This is a genomic window from Marisediminitalea sp. (assembly GCF_984433645.1).
The window spans coordinates 1-21,370 of sequence record NZ_CFIDRX010000068.1; the positions used below are offsets into that span (position 1 = coordinate 1).

17 protein-coding genes and 1 pseudogene are annotated in these 21,370 nt (G+C 47.9%); 13 read left to right on the forward strand and 5 right to left on the reverse strand.

Going from position 1 to position 21,370, the window contains the following annotated elements; genetic code table 11:
* Positions 1-22 precede the first annotated feature (22 nt).
* Complete coding sequence (gene cspD / locus AC4MRN_RS10475; RefSeq protein WP_073321642.1) at positions 23-241, forward strand: cold shock domain-containing protein CspD; 219 nt, start codon at positions 23-25, stop codon at positions 239-241.
* Between the two features lie 94 nt (positions 242-335).
* On the opposite strand, the gene AC4MRN_RS10480 is transcribed toward cspD, so the two are convergent.
* Both AC4MRN_RS10480 and AC4MRN_RS10485 read right to left on the reverse strand, forming a co-directional pair.
* Positions 336-1,256, reverse strand: coding sequence for a sugar phosphate isomerase family (locus AC4MRN_RS10480; protein ID WP_491203243.1), 921 nt, complete (start codon positions 1,254-1,256; stop codon positions 336-338).
* A 141-nt stretch (positions 1,257-1,397) separates the two neighbouring features.
* Complete coding sequence (locus tag AC4MRN_RS10485) at positions 1,398-3,623, reverse strand: NADP-dependent isocitrate dehydrogenase (RefSeq protein WP_491203244.1); 2,226 nt, start codon at positions 3,621-3,623, stop codon at positions 1,398-1,400.
* A 424-nt stretch (positions 3,624-4,047) separates the two neighbouring features.
* Here AC4MRN_RS10485 and AC4MRN_RS10490 point away from each other — a divergent pair.
* The 7 genes and pseudogenes from AC4MRN_RS10490 to AC4MRN_RS10520 form a co-directional block, all read left to right on the forward strand.
* Positions 4,048-4,575, forward strand: a pseudogene (locus tag AC4MRN_RS10490) (rRNA large subunit pseudouridine synthase E); the annotation flags it as partial.
* Between the two features lie 196 nt (positions 4,576-4,771).
* The gene (mnmA, locus tag AC4MRN_RS10495; RefSeq protein ID WP_073321650.1) at positions 4,772-5,881 is read left to right on the forward strand and encodes a tRNA 2-thiouridine(34) synthase MnmA; all 1,110 of its coding nucleotides are present in this window, start codon (positions 4,772-4,774) and stop codon (positions 5,879-5,881) included.
* Entirely contained in the window at positions 5,875-6,501 is a 627-nt protein-coding gene (gene hflD / locus AC4MRN_RS10500) for a high frequency lysogenization protein HflD (RefSeq protein ID WP_073321653.1), read from the forward strand. The genes mnmA and hflD overlap by 7 nt, the downstream gene beginning before the upstream one ends.
* 14 nt (positions 6,502-6,515) lie before the next feature.
* Entirely contained in the window at positions 6,516-7,889 is a 1,374-nt protein-coding gene (gene purB, locus AC4MRN_RS10505) for an adenylosuccinate lyase (RefSeq protein ID WP_155014656.1), read from the forward strand.
* Positions 7,890-7,935: 46 nt separating this feature from the next.
* A complete protein-coding gene (locus tag AC4MRN_RS10510; RefSeq protein ID WP_491203245.1) occupies positions 7,936-9,120 on the forward strand; it encodes an adenylate/guanylate cyclase domain-containing protein in 1,185 nt (394 codons plus the stop codon).
* 85 nt (positions 9,121-9,205) lie between these two features.
* Positions 9,206-10,324 carry a cupin domain-containing protein gene (locus AC4MRN_RS10515; RefSeq protein ID WP_491203246.1) on the forward strand — a complete coding sequence of 373 codons (1,119 nt, stop codon included), beginning with the start codon at positions 9,206-9,208 and terminating at the stop codon, positions 10,322-10,324.
* Between the two features lie 10 nt (positions 10,325-10,334).
* Complete coding sequence (locus tag AC4MRN_RS10520; protein ID WP_155014653.1) at positions 10,335-10,793, forward strand: GNAT family N-acetyltransferase; 459 nt, start codon at positions 10,335-10,337, stop codon at positions 10,791-10,793.
* Here the strand turns inward: AC4MRN_RS10520 and AC4MRN_RS10525 are convergent.
* Together AC4MRN_RS10525 and ydiJ are read right to left on the reverse strand one after the other, a co-directional pair.
* Positions 10,790-11,059, reverse strand: coding sequence for a DUF4826 family protein (locus AC4MRN_RS10525; protein ID WP_491203247.1), 270 nt, complete (start codon positions 11,057-11,059; stop codon positions 10,790-10,792). The genes AC4MRN_RS10520 and AC4MRN_RS10525 overlap by 4 nt on opposite strands.
* 136 nt (positions 11,060-11,195) lie before the next feature.
* Positions 11,196-14,237, reverse strand: coding sequence for a D-2-hydroxyglutarate dehydrogenase YdiJ (gene ydiJ, locus AC4MRN_RS10530; RefSeq protein ID WP_491203248.1), 3,042 nt, complete (start codon positions 14,235-14,237; stop codon positions 11,196-11,198).
* A 270-nt stretch (positions 14,238-14,507) separates the two neighbouring features.
* Here ydiJ and AC4MRN_RS10535 point away from each other — a divergent pair, with 270 nt between their 5' ends.
* From AC4MRN_RS10535 to AC4MRN_RS10550, 4 genes are all read left to right on the forward strand, one after another.
* The gene (locus AC4MRN_RS10535; RefSeq protein ID WP_491203249.1) at positions 14,508-14,723 is read left to right on the forward strand and encodes a YgaP family membrane protein; all 216 of its coding nucleotides are present in this window, start codon (positions 14,508-14,510) and stop codon (positions 14,721-14,723) included.
* 19 nt (positions 14,724-14,742) lie between these two features.
* Positions 14,743-16,692: a putative bifunctional diguanylate cyclase/phosphodiesterase gene (locus AC4MRN_RS10540; protein ID WP_491203250.1), complete on the forward strand. Its 1,950-nt coding sequence runs from the start codon at positions 14,743-14,745 to the stop codon at positions 16,690-16,692.
* A gap of 119 nt (positions 16,693-16,811) precedes the next feature.
* Positions 16,812-17,048 carry a PGPGW domain-containing protein gene (locus AC4MRN_RS10545; RefSeq protein ID WP_073321674.1) on the forward strand — a complete coding sequence of 79 codons (237 nt, stop codon included), beginning with the start codon at positions 16,812-16,814 and terminating at the stop codon, positions 17,046-17,048.
* Between the two features lie 224 nt (positions 17,049-17,272).
* Complete coding sequence (locus tag AC4MRN_RS10550) at positions 17,273-17,776, forward strand: prepilin-type N-terminal cleavage/methylation domain-containing protein (protein ID WP_155014649.1); 504 nt, start codon at positions 17,273-17,275, stop codon at positions 17,774-17,776.
* A gap of 277 nt (positions 17,777-18,053) precedes the next feature.
* On the opposite strand, the gene ppsA is transcribed toward AC4MRN_RS10550, so the two are convergent.
* Positions 18,054-20,435, reverse strand: coding sequence for a phosphoenolpyruvate synthase (gene ppsA, locus AC4MRN_RS10555; RefSeq protein WP_370243358.1), 2,382 nt, complete (start codon positions 20,433-20,435; stop codon positions 18,054-18,056).
* A gap of 189 nt (positions 20,436-20,624) precedes the next feature.
* On the opposite strand from ppsA, the gene ppsR reads away from it, so the two are divergent.
* Positions 20,625-21,370, forward strand: a 746-nt coding sequence (ppsR, locus tag AC4MRN_RS10560) for a posphoenolpyruvate synthetase regulatory kinase/phosphorylase PpsR (protein WP_491203251.1), incomplete at its 3' end; no start/stop codon positions are given.

The window sequence follows — 21,370 nt, forward strand, 5'->3', positions numbered from 1 at the left end:
AGGATTAAGAGGAAGTCGAAGTATGGCGGTTGGCAAAGTTAAATGGTTTAACAATGCGAAAGGGTTTGGATTTATCGTGCCCGAGGAAGGTGGCGAAGATATTTTTGCTCATTATTCAACGATTCAAATGGAAGGCTATCGGTCACTCAAGGCCGGCCAGGAAGTGACCTTCGAAGTGCAGCAAGGCCCGAAAGGCTTGCACGCTGAGAACATTGGTCTTGTTGAGGACGAAGAGCGCTAAGTCACCTCGTAAGCAGACATCGAATAGTTAGCAAGCCTTACCCGGGGACGAGTAAGGCTTGTTTATTTAAGCTACCGCCCGTTTTTCTTCTTAATTACACACCTAAATTTGGTAATACGAACGATTTAAAATTGGGATGTAGCCGAACCCATAACCCCGGATTTGCATTTAACTGCTCTGCAGCTTCCGCCTGGTCATTACTTATCGTGGTATGAAGCACTTTTTGATATGTTGCCACTTTGGCTGGTGCCGTTTCCGCATCGACGACGGATTGCACTACTTTCTTTGCTTTCAAAATCGTCGCTGGGCCAAGAGTCAAAATATATTGCGCATGCCGGCATTCTTGCTCGTCGGCCTCACTAACCTGGCTACCACCGGCTTTAAATTTACTGATGTGATGCTCAAGAATACTGCTGGAAATGGGAATTAGACCCGCCAGATGATGCGCTTGTGCACCTGAAAACGGCTTGATGTAAGCCAAATGCGACGCCTCATTAGCCTCTGGTCCATGGCCAATAAAAAAGATATCCAAGCCTCCCAACGACTCGAGCTTTTGCAAATAGGCAATAAAACTGCCTTCTAAGTCATCAGAATCCGTTTGCATAGGCGTGAAACTATTAATCTTTTCGAAAAACGCCGGGCCAAGAATTCGCTCGAAGTCACGCACAAAGCTCAGCCCATTTTGCATAGCCATAGGTGCAAGCGCATCCTGAGTAAATACATTAAGCCTTGCGAATAATGCATCATGTTCCGTCTTAGCTGCCAGTTCACCCAACAAACGGTGTAGTTGCTGTGCGCCCCGCCCACCAAGTAACGCAATATTGATCTCGCCGGACTTTTCTTCCGCAGTCAGCATTAACTCATTCAACATTGCTTCGCCGATCGCTATCTCACTGGGCAAAACCGTCGGCGACAAGCCTTTATCCACGGGTCGCCAGTCTGCCGATTCAGCATAGGAAAGCCAAACATTGTTATTTTTATCTTCTCTTGAAAACGCGGGTTTATGTGTTGTCATTGTCTAACCTTTTCGCACAAACGTAACCTGAATGCGCCATTGTGCCACCGGTAGCAAACAATGTAAAAAAAGATAGAAATTGCCATAAAAAAAGCCGGCATTGTTTGCCGGCTTTTTAGGATATCACTGAAACATTACGCTTTATGCATCAAGAATGCTGTTCAGTGTGCTACTTGGACGCATTGCTTTGCTGGTTTTCTCTTCGTCTGGGAAGTAGTAACCACCAATGTCCTGAGGCTTGCTTTGTGACTCGTCAATCTCAGCAATGATCTTGTCGATATTCGCCGCCATCTTGTCGTAGATAGGGCCAAACTCAGCAGCCAGCTCAGCGTTGTCAGTTTGCTTCGCCAACTCTTCCGCCCAGTACAGAGCAAGATAGGCATGGCTACCACGGTTGTCTAACTGGCCGGCTTTACGCAGCGGTGATTTACCGTTGTTAAGCAGTGACTCTGTTGCTTTATCCAGCGCAGCTGCGATGACTTTCGCTTTCGCGTTGTCGTGCTTAATAGCAACGTCTTCTAACGATACAGCCAATGCCAGGAACTCTCCCAGTGAATCCCAACGCAGGTGACCTTCTTCAACAAACTGCTGAACATGCTTAGGTGCTGAACCACCCGCACCGGTCTCATACAGACCACCACCGGCCATCAGCGGCACAATTGACAGCATTTTCGCACTGGTGCCCAGCTCGAGAATTGGGAACAAGTCAGTCAGGTAGTCACGCAGAACGTTACCGGTCACTGAAATGGTATCCAGGCCGCGGATAGCGCGCTCCATTGAATAACGAATAGCGCGAACAGGAGACATAATAGAAATGTCTAACCCATCTGTATCGTGGTCTTTCAGGTACTTCTCAACTTTCTTGATAAGCTGTGCGTCGTGAGCACGCTCATCATCCAGCCAGAACACAGCAGGCATACCCGATTGACGAGCACGTGTAACAGCCAGCTTGACCCAATCCTGAATTGGCAGGTCTTTAGCCTGACACATACGCCAGATATCGCCTTCTTCCACGTCGTGCTCGATCAGTACGTTACCGTCCTGGTCGATGACCTGAACTTTACCGTCAGCTTCCATTTCAAAGGTTTTGTCGTGTGAACCGTACTCTTCCGCTTTTTGTGCCATCAGACCTACGTTCGGTACTGTACCCATGGTAGTTGGGTCAAAGGCACCGTGCGTTTTACAGAAGTTAATAACTTCCTGATAAATAGTCGCGTAAGTACTTTCCGGAATAACCGCTTTAGTGTCATAAGGACGACCATCCGGACCCCACATTTGACCAGAGTTACGGATCATCGCCGGCATTGACGCGTCAACGATTACGTCACTGGGTACGTGCAGGTTTGAAATACCTTTGTCTGAGTTAACCATCGCCAGTAATGGACGATCTGCATAAATTGCATTGATGTCACGCTGGATTTCAGAACGCTGAGATTCAGGTAACGTTGAAATCTTGTCGTAAACGCTGCCCAGACCATTGTTCGGGTTAACACCCAACTCGTCGAACAACTCACCGTATTTTTCGAACAGTTCTTTATAGAATACTTTTACACAGTGACCGAATACGATGGGGTGAGAAACCTTCATCATGGTGGCTTTTACGTGCAAAGAAAACAGTACGCCCGTGTTTTTCGCATCTATGATTTGTTCTTCGAAGAATTCGCACAGCGCTTTCTTGCTCATGAACATACCGTCGATCACTTCGCCTTCCAGCAAATCAACACGAGGCTTCAGCGTCTTTTTACTGCCGTCCTTTCCAGTGAACTCAATGCTAACGTGACCCGCTTTTTCTACAGTCACTGACTTTTCGCCAGAGTAGAAGTCACCGCCACGCATGTGTGCAACGTGAGTACGTGAAGCCTGGCTCCACTCACCCATTGAATGCGGGTGTTTCTTCGCATAGTTTTTAACCGCTGCAGGCGCACGACGGTCTGAGTTACCTTCACGCAGAACCGGGTTTACTGCAGAGCCCAGTACTTTACCGTAGCGCTCACGAATGTCTTTTTCTTCGTCTGTTTTCGGATCTTCAGGGAAGGCGGGTACATTGAAACCAATAGCATTCAATTCTTTAATAGCGGCGCGTAATTGCGGAATCGACGCACTGATGTTTGGCAGTTTGATGATGTTTACATCAGGGTCTTGCGTCAGTTCGCCCAGTTCATTCAGGGCATCAGGCACTTTTTGATCGTCAGTTAAGTAGTCCGGGAAATTTGCCAGAATACGAGCGGCCAATGAAATGTCACTCACTTCTACTTCGATACCCGCAGCGCTGGCAAAGCGGCGAATAATCGGTAGGAATGAGTAGGTCGCCAGCATTGGCGCTTCATCGGTTTTAGTGTAAATAATTGTCGACTTACGAGTGGTCATTCTGTACCTCAATAGTTGCAGTAGCAGACTGCGTATTTTTCCGTTCAACAAATACCTGTGGCCTGTAGGGCAACAAGATCGTCTTTTTCCTATTTGTAGTTTTCATTAACCTGACAGACTTTTATTATCACGCACACAAAAAACTCGGCAATGTAAATTGGTATTACCAAGCGGTCTTTCTGTCACTGTTCAGGCCAACGTCATAGCATACGCTGCGCGTGAAAATTATTAAGGTCTTTAGTATAGGGTCAAGCGAATCAGTTACAAGTCATACCTTTGTCTTAATTACAGAGTTCGGGTTAAAAACTTCGTTTTTTGGCTAATTTTTCACCTCGAACGGGAATTTTCGACAAATTTTCAGTTCAGGCTGTGGAAAAACTACAGCTTTGGTAAACTGTTTACTGATTCTGAATTCGGTAAATTTATGTCTTCCACCATCATCCTTTTCAATAAACCTTACATGGTCTTGTCGCAATTTACCGATGCCGATGGTCGTAAAACGTTAAAGGACTTTATCAATCAGCCGGGTGTTTATGCAGCAGGTCGACTGGACCGGGATTCCGAGGGCTTACTGGTGCTGACCGACAACGGCGCACTGCAGCACAAACTCACCCACCCCAAGGCCAAAACCAGCAAAACATATTGGGTGCAGGTAGAAGGTGATGTCGACAATCAGGCCATACAGGCACTGGAAACCGGCGTTGAACTGAAAGACGGTATGACTCTGCCCGCTAAGGTATCGCGTATGGCACCGCCTGCGGTTTGGGAGCGCGATCCGCCAATTCGCGAGCGCAAGCACATTCCCACGACCTGGTTGAGTATTACCATCAGTGAAGGGCGCAATCGCCAGGTGCGACGGATGACTGCGCATGTCGGGTATCCAACGCTGCGACTGATTCGCTATCGCGTGGGCAACTGGACGATTGATGGTATTGAAAATGGCAGTTTCGTGAGCATGCCTGGTCCGGATGACTTGCCTGCACCAAAACCGACGTTAAGAAAACATTCCGCGCGCCGCAAACAGCCTTCGGATAGCAAACGTAAAATGCCAAAAAGGCATAATAAATCACGCTAAAATCGTGCCATACACAGGGAATTCTGTTAGAATCCGCGCCCCATTAAACTGTAAAGAGCACGCAATTACTACTATGTCGGTTACCCCAGCTAAACAAAAAGTCATTGTCGGTATGTCCGGCGGTGTGGATTCATCTGTGTCAGCCTACCTGCTTATGCAACAGGGCTACCAGGTTGAAGGCCTGTTTATGAAAAACTGGGAAGAAGACGACAATGACGAATATTGCGCTGCTGCAGAAGACCTGGCAGATGCCCAGGCCGTTGCCGACAAGCTCGGCATAGAGTTACACACGATTAATTTTGCAGCCGAGTACTGGGACAACGTGTTCGAGTACTTCCTGGAAGAATACAAAGCCGGCCGCACACCTAACCCGGACATCATGTGTAACAAAGAGATCAAATTCAAAGCGTTTCTCGAATACGCCGCAGAAGATTTAGGCGCAGATTACATCGCTACCGGGCACTATGTACGCCGCCGTGAGGTCGATGGTCACTGGCAGATGCTGCGCGGTCATGACGACAATAAAGACCAAAGCTATTTCTTGTATACGCTGGGCGAAGAACACGTTGCTAAAACCTTGTTCCCGGTTGGCGAAATTGAAAAACCCCGGGTTCGCGAAATTGCTGAAGAACAAGGGTTAATCACCCACGATAAAAAAGACAGCACAGGCATTTGTTTTATTGGTGAGCGGAAGTTTAAAGATTTTCTGAGCCGTTACCTGCCAGCACAACCAGGTGTCATTGAAACTGCCGAAGGCGAAGAAATTGGCACCCACGAGGGCCTGATGTATCACACATTGGGTCAGCGAAAAGGACTCCATATTGGCGGTTTAAAAGACTTTGGCGATGATCCTTGGTACGTCGTAGACAAAGACGTTGCCAGAAACGTACTGGTTGTTGGTCAGGGGGCAAACCACCCTCGCCTGTTTTCAAACGGACTGATAGCAAACCAGCTTCATTGGGTCGACCGTAAAGTGCCTGAGGCGCCATTCAGAGCCGCAGTGAAAACCCGATACCGCCAACAGGATATTCCTTGTACTGTCACGCCTCTGGCCGACGGGCAGGTAGAAGTGAAATTTGACTCACCACAAAAAGCAGTGACGCCTGGCCAGTCTGCAGTTTTCTATCAGGACGAAGTGTGCTTGGGTGGTGGCATTATCGAGAGTTATATTCGCGAATGTTAGACGCCAATATCGAACAACAACTGGGTTTAGCCGGCGTTTGCCAGGCTGCACAACTCGTGCAATCAGTGGCTCGCACCGGACAAGCCGACTCGCTTGCCGTTGAAGCCAGCCTGTCGAGTATTCTGGTAACCGAGTCTGACACGCCCCAGCAGATTTTTGGCCAATTGGAAAACCTCAAGCAAGGATTCCAGGTCATTGTGGCCCAACTAGGTGACCACAGCAGTAAGAAAGACACAGAAATTACCCGCTACGTGGCAAGTATTCTGGGGCTCGAGCGCAAGCTAGCCCGCAACAAAAAAGCCATGGCCATGCTGGGTGAGCGCATTGCTCACGTTCAGCGTCAATTGGCCCACGTAGATTTTGATAACCCGCAAATCCTGCAATCTCTGGCGAGTATTTATTCGGATGTCATTAGTCCCCTCGCCCCGAAAATCCAAATCGCGGGTAACCCAAATAACTTAAGTCAGCCCCTGAATCAGCACCGAGTGAGAGCACTTTTACTTGCCGGCGTGCGCGCTGCGGTATTATGGCGTCAGATGGGCGGACAGCGACGACAGATCATATTTAAACGTAAATCTATTCTGCAAGGCGCTAAACAAGCGCTCAGATTAATTAATTGATTGAGGAGCAAAAGGTGGATCTTTCCCAATTAACGGCGATTTCTCCGGTCGATGGTCGGTATGCCTCGAAATGTAGTGAGTTAAGACACATATTCAGCGAATATGGCTTACTTAAATACCGTGTTGAAGTAGAAGTACGCTGGTTACAAATGCTTTCTAACCAGGAAGGTATTCAGGAAGTTCCGGCGTTTTCACCTCAGTCTAATGCCCTGTTAGACAGCATTGTTGCCGAGTTTTCAGTAGACGATGCACGCCGCATCAAAGAAATCGAACGCACCACTAACCACGACGTGAAAGCGGTTGAGTATTTTCTGAAAGAAAAAGTAGCTGACAACAGTGAATTAAACGCCATCAACGAGTTTATTCACTTTGCCTGTACATCAGAAGATATCAACAACCTGTCTCACGCATTAATGTGCAACGCAGCGCGTGAAACCGTGATCCTGCCCTATGTTGATCAGTTAATTGATGCGATTACTGACCTAGCGCGTAAATACCGCACGGTGCCAATGATGGCACGTACCCACGGCCAGCCCGCTTCTCCTACTACAATGGGTAAAGAAATGGCTAACGTCGCGGTACGTTTAAAGCGTCAGCGCGAGCAAATTGCAGCGGTAAGCATTCTGGGTAAAATCAATGGTGCAGTGGGTAACTACAACGCTCACTTGTCTGCCTACCCTGAGCTGGATTGGCATGCCATCTCTGAAAAATTCGTGACCAGCCTGGGCGTAACGTGGAACCCTTACACCACACAAATTGAGCCACACGACTACATTGCTGAGCTGTTTGATGCCATTGCGCGTTTCAACACCATCCTGATCGACTTCGATCGCGATGTGTGGGGTTACATTGCACTGGGTCACTTCAAGCAAAAAACCGTCGCAGGCGAAATTGGTTCATCAACCATGCCACACAAAGTTAACCCAATCGACTTCGAAAACTCTGAAGGCAACTTGGGTATCGCTAACGCCATTTTCGACCACCTGGCAGCGAAACTACCAGTATCTCGCTGGCAGCGTGACCTGACTGACTCCACTGTGTTGCGTAATTTGGGTGTGGGTGTCGGCTACACAGTTATTGCGTACCAGGCGTCTCTGAAAGGGATCAGTAAGTTAGAAGTCAACGAACAGAGTCTGCTTGACGAGCTGAATAACAACTGGGAGTTGCTGGCAGAGCCAATTCAAACAGTTATGCGTCGTTACGGCATTGAAAAGCCATACGAAAAGCTGAAAGAACTAACGCGCGGTAAGAAAGTGAATGCCGAAGTGATTGCTGAGTTTATTGACGGCCTGGAAATGCCTGAAGCTGCAAAAGCACAGCTGAAACAACTCACGCCACAAGCTTATATTGGCGACGCAATCCGTCTGGTAGATCAGTTACTGGACTAAGCCACTACTGATAATCTGGTAGCACTTACATCCTGTGAGGGCTACCATGATTATACATTCGTCTTCCGTTTCACCCGTTCCCACTCATCAGTATTTACAGCGTACATTACAATACGTGCTTTACTTGTATTGTTTCATGCTGGTAATGCAACTGCCATTGATCCTGCTAGAAGTGCCGGTGAATCTAACCAAGGTAACCGTGTGGCTGTTATATCTGCTAGCGCTAAGCGCTTTATTGAAGCGCCGAAATAACCTTGCACAGCCCCGCATCAAATCGGGTCTGTTTTTGCTTTACTTCAGTTATCTGGTCATCGCCATTAAGCTGTGGCCAGCGGTTACCAACACACATTATTTTTTGTTGCTTTCGCTGGTCATTGCTGGTTTTGTTTTTACCCGGCAGGAGCGCAACATTCAGCACACCATGGTGGCTATCGGGCTACTGCTGTATGTGTTTATCAGCACGTTTCTGTATGTAAACAACGAGCTTTATACGCTCATTCAGTTTTGTAATGATATTACCCTCGGTGTCATCTGTTTGGTTATCTATCGGGTATTTCAGCATGTGACTTTATTACGATGGCAACACCTTAGATCGGCGCATACAAACTCAGTTAACACGTTGTCGAGGTTCGTTCCCAACGAACCGGATAAACCCGACCTGCTCTGGCCTTTGGGCGTCACCCGCAAATTTGATTGCGTAACGGTGTTGTTTGCCGATTTAGCCGGATATACGCAAATTAACCGCTGCGAAGGTGACGATAAAACGCTGGCAATGATGAAAGCCCTGTTTCGTCGAATTGATAAACGTCTTGCCCGTTATGGGCTTGAAAAAATCAAGACTAACGGCGACCAGTATATAGCGATTGGGCCACTTCAAGGTAAAGACCATCTCAACTGTCAGGTAGTCATGGATTTTGCACTGGAGCTACATCAGCTCATTTCCCGCCTGTCCCGACGCAGTCCCATTCCCTTCCAATTGCGTATCGGCATTGCTACCGGGCCGCTCTCAGCTGGTATGATTGGGAGTCAGCGGCCACAGTTTGACGTTTGGGGGCAAACCGTCAATCTTGCAGCCTATCTGGAACAAACCTGCACATCAGCTGCCATTCGCTGCTGCGCAAACACCGCAGCCCTGCTGAATCTGGATACAACCAGTTCTTATCATGCTCTGCGTAGCCATAAACACCCGCAGACCAAAGGTTGTTATGAATTTAGCCCTTCAGCACACTGACGCGATAAATTGTCTGCCACCAGCAACGACAAGGCCCTGATTCTGTTATGATACACGCCAGTGAGTTCCCCAACAGGAAAACGATGTGGCGCCGTTTAATAGTGAAGTGTTTCTACGTGAATACTGGCAGCAGAAGCCCTGTGTGTTAAGGCAATTTTTGCCGAATTTTGAAGATTTCGTTGACGAGCATGAACTCGCCGGCTTGGCCATGGAACCTGAATTGGATAGCCGTATCGTACGCTTTCACGAACAACACTGGCAAGTCATTCAGGGCCCGTTTGACGATTTCGATGATTGCCAGGGGCTCTGGAGCCTGCTGGTACAAGGTGTCGACCGTGTCGTGCCTGAAGGCGCGGAATTAATGGCACAGTTCAATTTTTTGCCTTATTGGCGTATGGACGACCTGATGATCAGTTACGCGGTACCCGGCGCGGGTGTTGGGCCGCACCTCGACCAGTACGACGTATTTTTAGTACAGGGGAAAGGCAGCAGACGCTGGCGTGTGGGCCGCCCGGATACATCCGATGAAAAGGTCACTGCGCCAGGCCTAAGACAAGTAGAAGATTTTGACCCCGTTATCGACTGTGAATTGGCGCCAGGTGATGTATTGTACATCCCGCCAGGATGGCCGCACGATGGCAAAGCTATTACACCCTGCCTGACCTATTCGGTTGGCTTCAGAGCCCCGGAGCAGTCACAGTTAAGCGGTTTTCTCGCTGAGCATTTCAGTGGTCAGGGATGTCAGGCCGAACGCTTTACTGACAGCCAACGCGCTTCGATTACATCGCCTGTATGGGTATCGGAAAGCGACACGCAGAACCTCCGACAACTATTGCATGATGCAGTAGATTCACCGGCATTTTTATTGTCTTTGCTGACAATGCTCAGTGACCAGTCGATTGAGCCAGAGTCGCCAGAGCATAACGCGACAGAGCGTTACACAATAGAGTCCTTTGAAGCAGGAGAACCACTGCTAGGCTTAACAGGACTGCGGCCAATAATGCACGAACGCGCATCCAACTGGCTATTTGTGAACGGTGAGAAAGTTGCCCATGAATGTGAAGATCATGCATTTTTAGCGAACTTACTGTCAAAAAATGCCATTTATCTTACTGACTTTGACAGTCATCCAAGCAAACTGGACATAATTTCATCATTTACTACACTGATCAATATGGGGTATTACCACTTTTTGGACGAATAGCGGGACAACTATGATTTATAGTATCGAAGCAGTCAGATGGCACACAGCAAGACCACATCTCGAAGCGCTGCGACGAACCGTTTTTGTATTGGAGTGGCAGTTACCTGAAAGTGCAGAGTTTGACGAACTCGACACAGACGCGCATCACGTGTTGGTAATAGGTGAAAACAAAAAGCCCATCGCGACCGGCAGATTAACGCAAACCGGTGAACTCGGCAGAATTGCTGTCTTACGAGGCTATCGCAATATGACTGTCTACAAGACGCTGTTTTCCGCTTTACTTAAATTAGCCAGCGTAAACAATATCCAACAAGTTAAAGTTCAATCCGCGCTGGAAAGCGTTGAGTACCATCAAACCCGAGGCTTTAAGCCAGAGGGCCCGGTATTTATGGAAGCTGGCGTTCCCATGCAAAAAATGGTGTGCCAGCTTACTCAGTTCGACTTACCGGACGTCGAACACATTCATTAATGTCGCCTAGCCCCAAAGCTTTCGTTTTCGTAAAAAGTGTACAGACTACCTGCTCTGCCTCTACGTAACTGAACGAATTTTATCTGACGTACATGCTGCTGGGAGTTGTTTGCTTCCGGGTTTTCCGCCTTCAACTGCCATTGTATCGAGAAATAACGCAACACGTCCCTGGCATCAGTGTCATTAACTGCCAGCGCGACATAAGTAAGCATGTCGCCTGAGATTTCCCAGTAGACTTTCTGCTCCTTTGCTTTGATCTCCCACACGGTGAGATATCAACCCTGTTCTGTGATAACACTGTCAAACAGGCTCCCTTCCCGGGGCAGAAACTGGTTCGTTTTTTGGAATTAGGCGTGTACCCAGGCTGCCATTTATTGTTCGTTAAATGGTTCTGTCATAAATTTATTTTCTGGTTATACACTGCAATAAATGTTGCAGCGGGTGCTTGGGTTTAAAACCGTCTATGCGATTAACCTGGCTCCGACAGGAATAACCTGACGCCATTACCTGATCGGGCTGATAGCGGGCAACCGCCTGCTCCCAACTCATTGCATAAATGCCCAATGAGTTTGCTTTATTTTGCGCTTCATGACCATAGTTACCAGCCATGCCGCAGCAACCCACTTTCACGATATCGACAGGCTGACCCAGACTGCTGAAAATTGACTGCCAGATTTGTTCAGTTTTAGGTAATGCGGTCTTCTCAGTACAATGCGCAAATAGTGCCATTGGCTGCGTCTGTTCTCTAACTGCTTTGCTTTCCCACAGGTCATCAGGTAATGCTTGCAACCACTCGTGGACGGTATGAACAGTAAAGTCGCCTCGCTTTTCACCTAAACTATGGCTGTATTCATCGCGGTAACAAAGTACCAGTGGCGTATCAACACCTACCAGAGGAATATTTAACGCTGCCACTTCATTCAGAAATGCTGCCGTTGTTGTAGCGGTTTGAGCAAACTCTTCCAGGAATCCAGCAACGTGCTGAGGCTTACCGTTTGGTTTAAACGGCAGTAACACCGGCACCTTACCCAGTTCACTGACCAAGCGCCCGAAGTCCATCACAACCTGGGCATCGTAATAGCTGGTAAACGGGTCCTGAACCAACAACACGTGTTTCTGGCGTTCAGATTCCGGCATTGCTGCCAGTTCGGCTAAATCAAATGACTTGAACACACTGTCCTGTTGTTGTGTCAGCGTGGGATACGACAACAAAGGCGCATCCACATAACCTACTTGTTTTTCAATTAAGCGCTGCAGCCATTTGGCCCCCAGGAAGGTGTTTACCACTCTTGGGAACTTCGCCATCAACGGGGTGATTTGTTCAACGTTTGCCACCAGATGGTCTTTCATTGGCCGCAGGTAACGCTGGTAATAAATCGACAAGAACGTAGAGCGGAATGCGGGTACATCCACTTTAATCGGACATTGATTTGAACAGGATTTACAAGCCAGGCAACCGCTCATGGCTTCAAACACTTCATGCGAAAAATCGTTGTGTTGCGCGCGGGTATTCTTAAATCGCGTCCACCAGCTGGTTTTAAACTGCTCAGCCGAGAGTTTGGTTGTATCGACGCCTTGGTTAGCCAGTAACCGCACCCACTCACGAATAAGGCCTGCTCTCCCTTTCGGACTATGGCGACGGTCTTTGGTAATTTTACTGGACGGACACATAGGGGATGTCGTGTCATAGTTAAAGCACAACCCGTTGCCGTTACACTCCATGGCGGGTTTAAATGCGTCTTTAAACGCAACAGGAATAGTTCTGTCGAGTGTTGCGCGCTTCGGATCGCTCACACGTACTAATTCATCAGTGCTATCTAATGGCGTACAGATTTTGCCCGGATTCATTTTGTTCGATGGGTCAAACGCTGTTTTAATTCGTCTTAATTCGGTAAACAACGACTCGCCAAAAAATGCCGGCCCATATTCGCTGCGGAATCCTTTACCATGCTCACCCCACATCAAACCGCCGTGTTTTGCCACTAACGCGACCACTTCATCGGAGATTTGGTGCATCAGTTTTTCTTGTTCCGGATCACACAGGTCCAATGCAGGTCTTACGTGCAATACACCGGCATCAACATGACCAAACATGCCATACTTTAAGCCATGGCTGTCCAACAACGCGCGGAACTCCATAATGAAGTCAGCCAGGTTTTCCGGCGGAACGCCGGTATCTTCGGCAAAAGCGATGGGTTTTTGGCTGCCTTTGGTGTTGCCCAACAGGCCCACCGATTTTTTCCGCATGGCGTAGATTTTATTAATATCAGCACGGTCGTAGGTCAGCTGATAACCGATAACGCCATACTCGCCAGTAGCCGCAGCGGCCGACAGTTCTTCTTCAAGGCGAGCAATCCGGGCTTTAATTTCATCCAGATCGTTACTGTTATATTCGACCATGTTCAGGCCTTGCATATCCTTACCCGGTACATCCTGAATCAAGTCAGAAATGGAATGCCAGATAATATCTGTGCGCGCCAGGTTTAGCACTTTGCTGTCAACGGTCTCTACTGATGTTGCCTGAGCAGCAATCATTCGCGGCGCATGACGTAACGCCGATTCAAAGCTGTCGTACTTAATATTGACAAGGGCGGTGTGTTTGGAAATTGGCGTCAGCGACAGCTTCGCTTCTGCCACAAACACCAGCGACCCCTCAGACCCGGTAATGAGGCGGCTCACGTCAATCAGTGACTGCTCTTCATCATAGGCGTGTTCAAGATCGTAGCCGGTTAAGAAGCGATTCATCCGAGGGAATTTCTCGAGGATCTCATTGCGCTTACCGCGGCAGGTACTTAATACTTGTCGCAGAATGCGGCCGTAAGTATCGCTGCGCGTCGCCATTTTCTCAGCGTCCTCAATACTGATTGGCGATGTTTGCAGAATTTCGCCATTTGCCAGCACGCTGGTCAGTCCCAATACGTGATCACTGGTTTTACCGTACACCAGTGAGCCCTGCCCCGATGCGTCAGTGCTGATCATACCGCCCATGGTGGCACGGTTACTGGTAGATAAGTCCGGAGAGAAAAAATAACCATAAGGTCGAAGCGCATCGTTAAGTGCATCTTTAACAACGCCAGACTGTACCCGGACCCAGCCTTCCTGCGGATTGATTTCGAGGATTTTGTTCATGTGGCGCGACATATCAACCACAATGCCATCTGTCAGGCTCTGACCGTTGGTACCGGTACCGCCTCCGCGCGCACTGAATTTTACCTCTGGGTGCTGATTAGCTAATTCACCGATGATCTGTAGATCATTAATGCCTTTTGGTAACACCACGGCCTGGGGTAGTTTTTGATATACAGAATTGTCAGTAGCAACCGCCAAACGGCTGCCGTAGCTGTATTCAATATCACCAGCGAATGCCGATTTTTCCAGACTTAGAAGATAACGCCGATAAACATCGGAAACAGAAGACTCGATGGGTACAACAGGTAAGTTCAAGGCAACGCTCTCGTCAATAGTTTGGTCGCTAAGTATACCTAGCCTGTCGGTCTGGCTCCACCGTTAACACAGGTATTTTCTACGGAAGTTGAATAGATTGATAAACCGAGAAAAATCTATAGAAACTGCTTATCGACAAACACAGCTTATTTTCATAAATCATTGATTTTAAAATTTAAAGCAAATTCAGAGAAAAGCACTATCTCTTGCAAAATTCTAGTTTCAACGCTATTTTCATACAAGATAATAATAACGATAGTGAGATAAGATATGGCGATTGAGTCTAACCTCAACATTTTGGATCGTTCTTTACGCGGCCTGATTGGTATTGGCGTCACTGCTTTTGCCCTATTCAATGGCGACATCATCGATGATGTGTTCATAGAAGTACTACTTGGTATTTTCGGTATTCTGAACCTAATTTCACTGGCATCAGGATGGTGTCCGGTATATCACATTGCAGGGATTAGCACGCGCAAACAATAACCCCTAGCAGGTACTCTTCTTGCCAGCACAACCGATAACGCATATCAAACGCGATACTTCTGTCAGGCCACGGTTGATCGTTGCCTGCCTGGCCGTATCGGTACTGATTTCTGCGATTTACGTTACGGTCTCTTACCGGCTCACCGCTGACGTCAGTTTACAGACCGAACTAACCGCCATGCAAAAACTGGCTCGCCTGTTAAGCAGTGAGCTGGATATGCATGAAGGAAAAATCGCTGACCAGGCTGGCTCACTGGTAAACCTGTTGTCTGATCCCAACGATGATACGCCCAGGTTATTCCACATAACCCGCGAGACGGAAGCCTGGCAACGAGGCCATCGCCTTTCTAAAACTGAACAAAAACAATTACTCACCGCCATCAGTCGTCCAATAGACGACTCACACTTAGTGACAGTGAATAATCGCAACTTTTTATGGCAGCAACATGTCGGAGAGCAGCACACTGTAACCTTCGCTCAGGAAACCACCGCACTTGACCTGACGCTGTCATTTGTTGCTAAAAGGCTGCTGATCACGTCTGTATTAGTGTTCTGGATAGCGGTTTGGCTTGCGCTTACGCTATCTTCCCTTATTGCCAAACGCGCTCAGGAAATCAATGATGCGCTAGCAACCATCGCCACCCATGATGCGCTCACCGGCTTACCCAACCGCCTGTATTTAATGGATACGTTGAGCGCTGCCCTGCCGAATACCGACTCGGCAAAAGCAGTGGCGCAAGGCTGTTTGTTTGTCATTGATCTGGATAAATTCAAAGAGGTAAACGATTCATTTGGCCATTCTGCTGGCGACACGCTTCTTAAAGAAGTCGCAGCCAGATTATTAAAGGTGGTGGTTTCACCAGCGGAGCTAATTCGCATAGGCGGTGACGAGTTTATTATCTGGGCACCTGATATCAGTATCGACGGTGCTGAAGACTTAGCCCAGGACATGGTCAACGCATGTGACACGCCAATAATGATCAATGGTTTAGCTGTGAATACCGGTGCCAGTATAGGTATTGCTCACTACCCCACGCATGCCCAGGAGCCCGAAGCACTCATCGTTTGTGCAGATACTGCGATGTACAAAGCTAAAGAACAACGCAATGGCTGGCAGGTATACGATGACAGGAAAATTGCTGACTACAAACACAATTTACAGCTGCGAGCAGAGCTCAGTGATGCCATGCAAGAAAGGCAAATCATCATGCATTATCAGGCAAAAGTTGATCTTGCATCCGGCAACATCATAGGTGTAGAGGGATTATGTCGTTGGGAACACCCTCGTTTGGGATTACTGATGCCCGGGCAATTTATTGATCTGATTGAAGACAGCGGAAAAGTACAGGAATTCGGACGCTACATTCTTGCCGAGGCCATTACGCAAGCGGCGAGTTGGCAGCAGCAAGGCATTGAAGTCCCAATAGCCGTCAACCTGTCGCCCTACAATCTGCTTGATCCGGGGCTGATCACCTATATTCAGAATAAATTAAATGAAAATCAGGTATCACCCCATTTAATCGAAATTGAGCTGACAGAAAATGAAACCTGTCTGAATATTAAGTACATTAAAGCTGCGTTGGAAAACATTAAAGCACTCGGAATTGTGTTAGCCATTGACGATTTTGGTACTGGCATGAGTTCGCTGTCTTACCTGGCCCACCTGAACGTTGATGTACTGAAAATCGACCGGGCTTTCGTGATGGATATTGAAACCAATACAGGCCACAAAGCCATTGTCGCGTCGGCCATAACACTATCCCAATCATTTGGCTGTAAAATGGTAGCGGAGGGTGTGGAAACCCTGTCTCAAGCCAGATTGCTCCATGAAATGGGCTGTGTCATAGCCCAGGGTTATTTATTTGCCAAACCCTTACCTGAAGAAAAAATCAAACAACATATCCTAGCCGGGAAAACACTCTATCCAAATGCAGAAGGTCTCGTTCCCCCGTCTGCCGTTAATGCCTGAGACGATTTTATTTGCTCTGCACCTTGCCCTGTGTCGTGCCATTACATTTTTTTACATATAAAAAATAGGATTATTCGGCAATTAAGTTAAACTAGCAGGTGTAGAAAGAGGAGTAATGTATGGTTAAAGTGATTCGATTAAGCGTGGGAGCATTGTTGTTCCTGGGTGGTATTGTATTAACCTTATTACCCGGTTCTATACTGCTCGTCATCGGTGGGCTTATTTTATTGAGCTACGATTGGCCTCGTGCCAGAAGCTGGCTCCGTTTTTTTCAGAATCAAATGAGCACATCAGCCAGACGCCTGGACAAGTTTTTGTTAGGTCGTCGTCTTCGCAAAGCCCGTAACAGAAGTTAATTCGAGGTTTACGTCTTCCGTTACCCAATATAACTTAGCAGCACTCAGTTACGGCGCTACCGATAACGCTAATTCTAATACTTTAGTAAAATTAATTACTTAAGGTATGCGTTGGCACGACTAAAACTAGCCCAAAGGATAATAGCTGACTGGTAGCAATTATTTTGCTGTTACTATTAAATGGGGTTTTCGTTTAGACGTACTCATTGTTTTAGAGGTTAAACATGAAACAACAAGGCTTTACGCTCATTGAGCTGATCATTGTCATTGTCATTCTCGGTATTCTTTCAGTAACTGCAGCCCCGCGCTTTATAGATTTTCAGGGTGATGCCCGTAAGGCGACACTGCAAGGCGTAAAAGCGGCGCTGGATGGCGGCGCCCGTCTTATTTTTGCTAAGTCAGCAGTCGCAGGAGAGCAGCGCTCAGCCAGTGAAAATCTGGTTATTAACGGCAGTACTATTTACACTGTGTACGGCTACCCTGCCATTCGTGATGTGGTAACCAATCTGAGTGCATGGGCTGACATTGACGGCAGTGGCAGCGGAAATGGCACCGATTTTCGAATTGCCGTTTCCACCGATTCAGCACCACAGGCCGTAACGCAAACTGATCAGTTTGCTATTCTGCCAAGTGGTGTCGGCTCAACAGAAAACTGCAAGGTTATCTATACTGAAGCCCAGTCAGCCGGTTCGAACCCGACAATAACGGTGTTAGACAGCGACTGTTAAGTTTCCCCCAATTCAGATTGCCTGTTGTCTTCGTGTGGACAGCAGGCGCAATGCCCCTGTTCATTTCGTCTATCCACTCAAACGAATAAACACCACATCAAGACTGGCACGCTGCAACGTGGTCTGGTTTTACTTTTTGCGATTGGTTTTAATTAGCGGCAAGTGCAGCTAACCCGCCTATGCAGTAATAAAAAAGCCCATGCGTTTACCGAATGGGCTTTTGTGATTGGGTAACCGCTTGAGCGATTACTTTGCGTGTTGCTCTGTGGATTGAGACTTACGCCTTGTCACCGTGTTGTTCAGCAAGGTACAACCAGGTTTCAACCACCGTATCCGGGTTAAGTGATACTGAATCGATGCCCTCTTCTACTAACCAGGCAGCGAAGTCTTCGTGGTCTGAAGGTCCCTGACCACAGATACCTACGTACTTACCGCGTTTCTTGGCAGCTTGGATAGCCATCGACAACAGCGCTTTTACCGCTTCGTTACGCTCGTCGAACAAGTGAGCGATTAAGCCAGAATCACGGTCCAGACCCAGAGTTAACTGTGTCAGGTCGTTAGAGCCAATTGAGAAGCCGTCGAAGATGTCGAGGAACTTGTCAGCAAGCAGTGCGTTAGACGGTAACTCACACATCATAATGATGCGCAGGCCGTTTTCACCTTTCACCAAGCCTTGCTCTGCAAGCAGTTCGATAACCTGCTGACCTTCTTCCAGTGTACGTACAAATGGGATCATAATTTCCACGTTAGTCAGGCCCATTTCGTTACGTACCCGCTTGATAGCCTCACACTCAAGGGCGAAACAATCACGGAAGTCCTCAGAAATGTAGCGACTTGCGCCTCGGAAGCCCAGCATTGGGTTTTCTTCGTCTGGCTCGTACTGATAGCCACCAACCAGGTTGAAGTACTCGTTAGACTTAAAGTCTGACATACGCACAATCACTTTCTCTGGCGAGAAGGCCGCACCGATAGTAGAGATGCCTTCAACCAGCTTGGTGATGTAATACTCTTTCGGTGACTCGTATCCAGCGATCATGTCGCTGATTTCTTCTTTCAGTTCTTCCGGCTGCGAGTCGAAGTTCAGCAATGCCTTCGGATGCACGCCAATCATACGGTTTATAATGAATTCCAAACGCGCAAGACCCACGCCTTTGTGAGGCAGACGCGCGAAATCGAATGCGCGATCAGGGTTACCCACGTTCATCATGACTTTCAGTGCCAAATCAGGCATAGCATCGATGCGTGAGGTCGTAACGTCGAATTCCAGTTCCTGATTGTAGATATAACCTGTGTCACCTTCTGCACACGACACAGTGATCTTGTCACCAGTCTCGATAGAATCGGTTGCATTTCCACAGCCAACCACCGCAGGGATGCCTAGCTCACGTGCAATGATTGCCGCGTGACAAGTACGGCCGCCTCGGTTAGTAACAATGGCAGACGCCTTCTTCATGATCGGCTCCCAGTCCGGGTCGGTCATGTCGGTTACCAGCACATCGCCGGGCATAATTTTGTCCATCTCTTCAATGGAACCAAGCACTTTGGCCTCACCAGCACCAATCTTGTGACCAATCGCGCGGCCTTCACAGACGATGCCTGCACTGCCTTTCAATTGGAAACGCTCAATGGTTTGTGCGTCTTCTCGACTGCGTACCGTTTCAGGACGCGCCTGTACTATGTAAAGCTGGCCATCTACGCCGTCTTTAGCCCACTCAATGTCCATTGGACGCTTGTAGTGCTTTTCGATGATTTGCGCCTGCTTTGCCAGTGCCATCACTTCGTCGTCAGTCAACGAGAAAGTCTTGCTCTGTGCGGGCTCAATATCCACGATAGTCACTTGCTTACCGTGGTCCTGATCCTCAGAATAAATCATCTTGGTCAGTTTGCTGCCCAGGTTACGGCGCACAATTGCTGGCTTACCATTGTCCAGAGTAGGTTTATGCACGTAAAACTCGTCAGGGTTAACTGCCCCTTGTACAACCATTTCACCCAATCCGTAAGAACTGGTAATAAACACCACATCTTCGAAGCCTGATTCGGTGTCGATTGTGAACATAACGCCTGAAGAAGCGATGTCACTACGCACCATACGTTGGACACCAGCCGACAAAGCCACGCCCTTGTGGTCGTAACCCTGGTGAACACGATAAGAAATAGCCCGGTCGTTAAACAGCGACGCAAACACGTGCTTCACTGCAACGATAACAGCGTCGTAGCCTTTCACATTAAGGAAGGTTTCCTGCTGCCCTGCGAACGATGCATCAGGCATGTCTTCAGCCGTCGCAGAAGAACGTACCGCAAATGATGCTTCGTCACCTGCATCGCCCTGAAGCTCAGCAAACGCGGTTTTAATTGCATCCTCCAGCGCAGGCTGGAAAGGTGTGTCGATGATCCACTGGCGGATGTTTTTGCCCGCTTCAGCCAACGCGGTTACGTCATCGACGTCCAACGCATCTAACACTTCATGAATTTTCGCTTCCAGACCACTTTGCTCTAGAAATTCATTAAATGCATAGGCTGTTGTTGCAAATCCACCAGGCACTTGTACGCCTGCGTTGGCCAGGTTTGAAATCATCTCACCGAGCGAAGCATTTTTACCGCCAACACGATTAACATCGTGCATGCCTAACTCTTGATACCAAAGTACGTATTCTTGCACTTTACAGCCTCCAGCTTGTCACTTTTTCTTTACGCTCACTTAAATGTGAACTTGTAGGGTAGAGGTTAAACCACCATTGAAATTAATTCAGGCTGGCTTTTCCATAGGGAAATTCTAAAATGCCGATTATAAAAAAGTAAAATTTTATTTCATTTCGTAATAAATTTACGACAAAGTTAAGGAGTTGTTGTGCGCACCGCATTTTATATCTCAGACGGCACAGCCATCACTGCAGAGGTGTTTGGCCACGCTTTACTGTCACTTTTCCCGACAGAATTCAATCATAAGACAATTCCTTTTGTTGAAACTGAAGAACAGGCTTACGGCGTAATTGAAAAAATTTCTGAAAGTTTTCAAGATAGCGGCGAAAGGCCGCTCGTTTTTTATACAGTAGTAAACACTGATATTCGTCGAATAATATCCCGTTCGGTCGGTATTAACTACAATTTCCTCGACCAATTTGTGGCGCCGCTGGAAAAAGTCATTGGCGTGCCTTCAAAACCAGAGAAACATCGCACCCACAGTATTCACGAAAAAACCTATGACATTCGCATCGAAGCGGTTAACTACGCACTGGCAAATGACGATGGGTCAAATCTGAAGGATTACCACGAAGCGGACATTATTTTGGTCGGCGTCTCCCGCTCGGGTAAAACCCCAACGAGCCTCTATTTGGCATTGCAATACGGCATCAAAGCTGCCAACTATCCGTTTACTGAAGACGATATGGGAGACATGCTGAAGTTGCCCACCGTACTGCGGCGCTTTAAACAAAAATTATTCGGCCTGACCATCGAGCCTGCGAGGCTCCACCAGATCCGCTCTGAGCGCCGCGCAAACAGTCGGTATGCGTCATTGCAACAATGCAGAATGGAATTGCGGGAAGTTGAAAACCTCTACCGCAAAGAAAAAATCCCATTCCTGAACAGTACCAA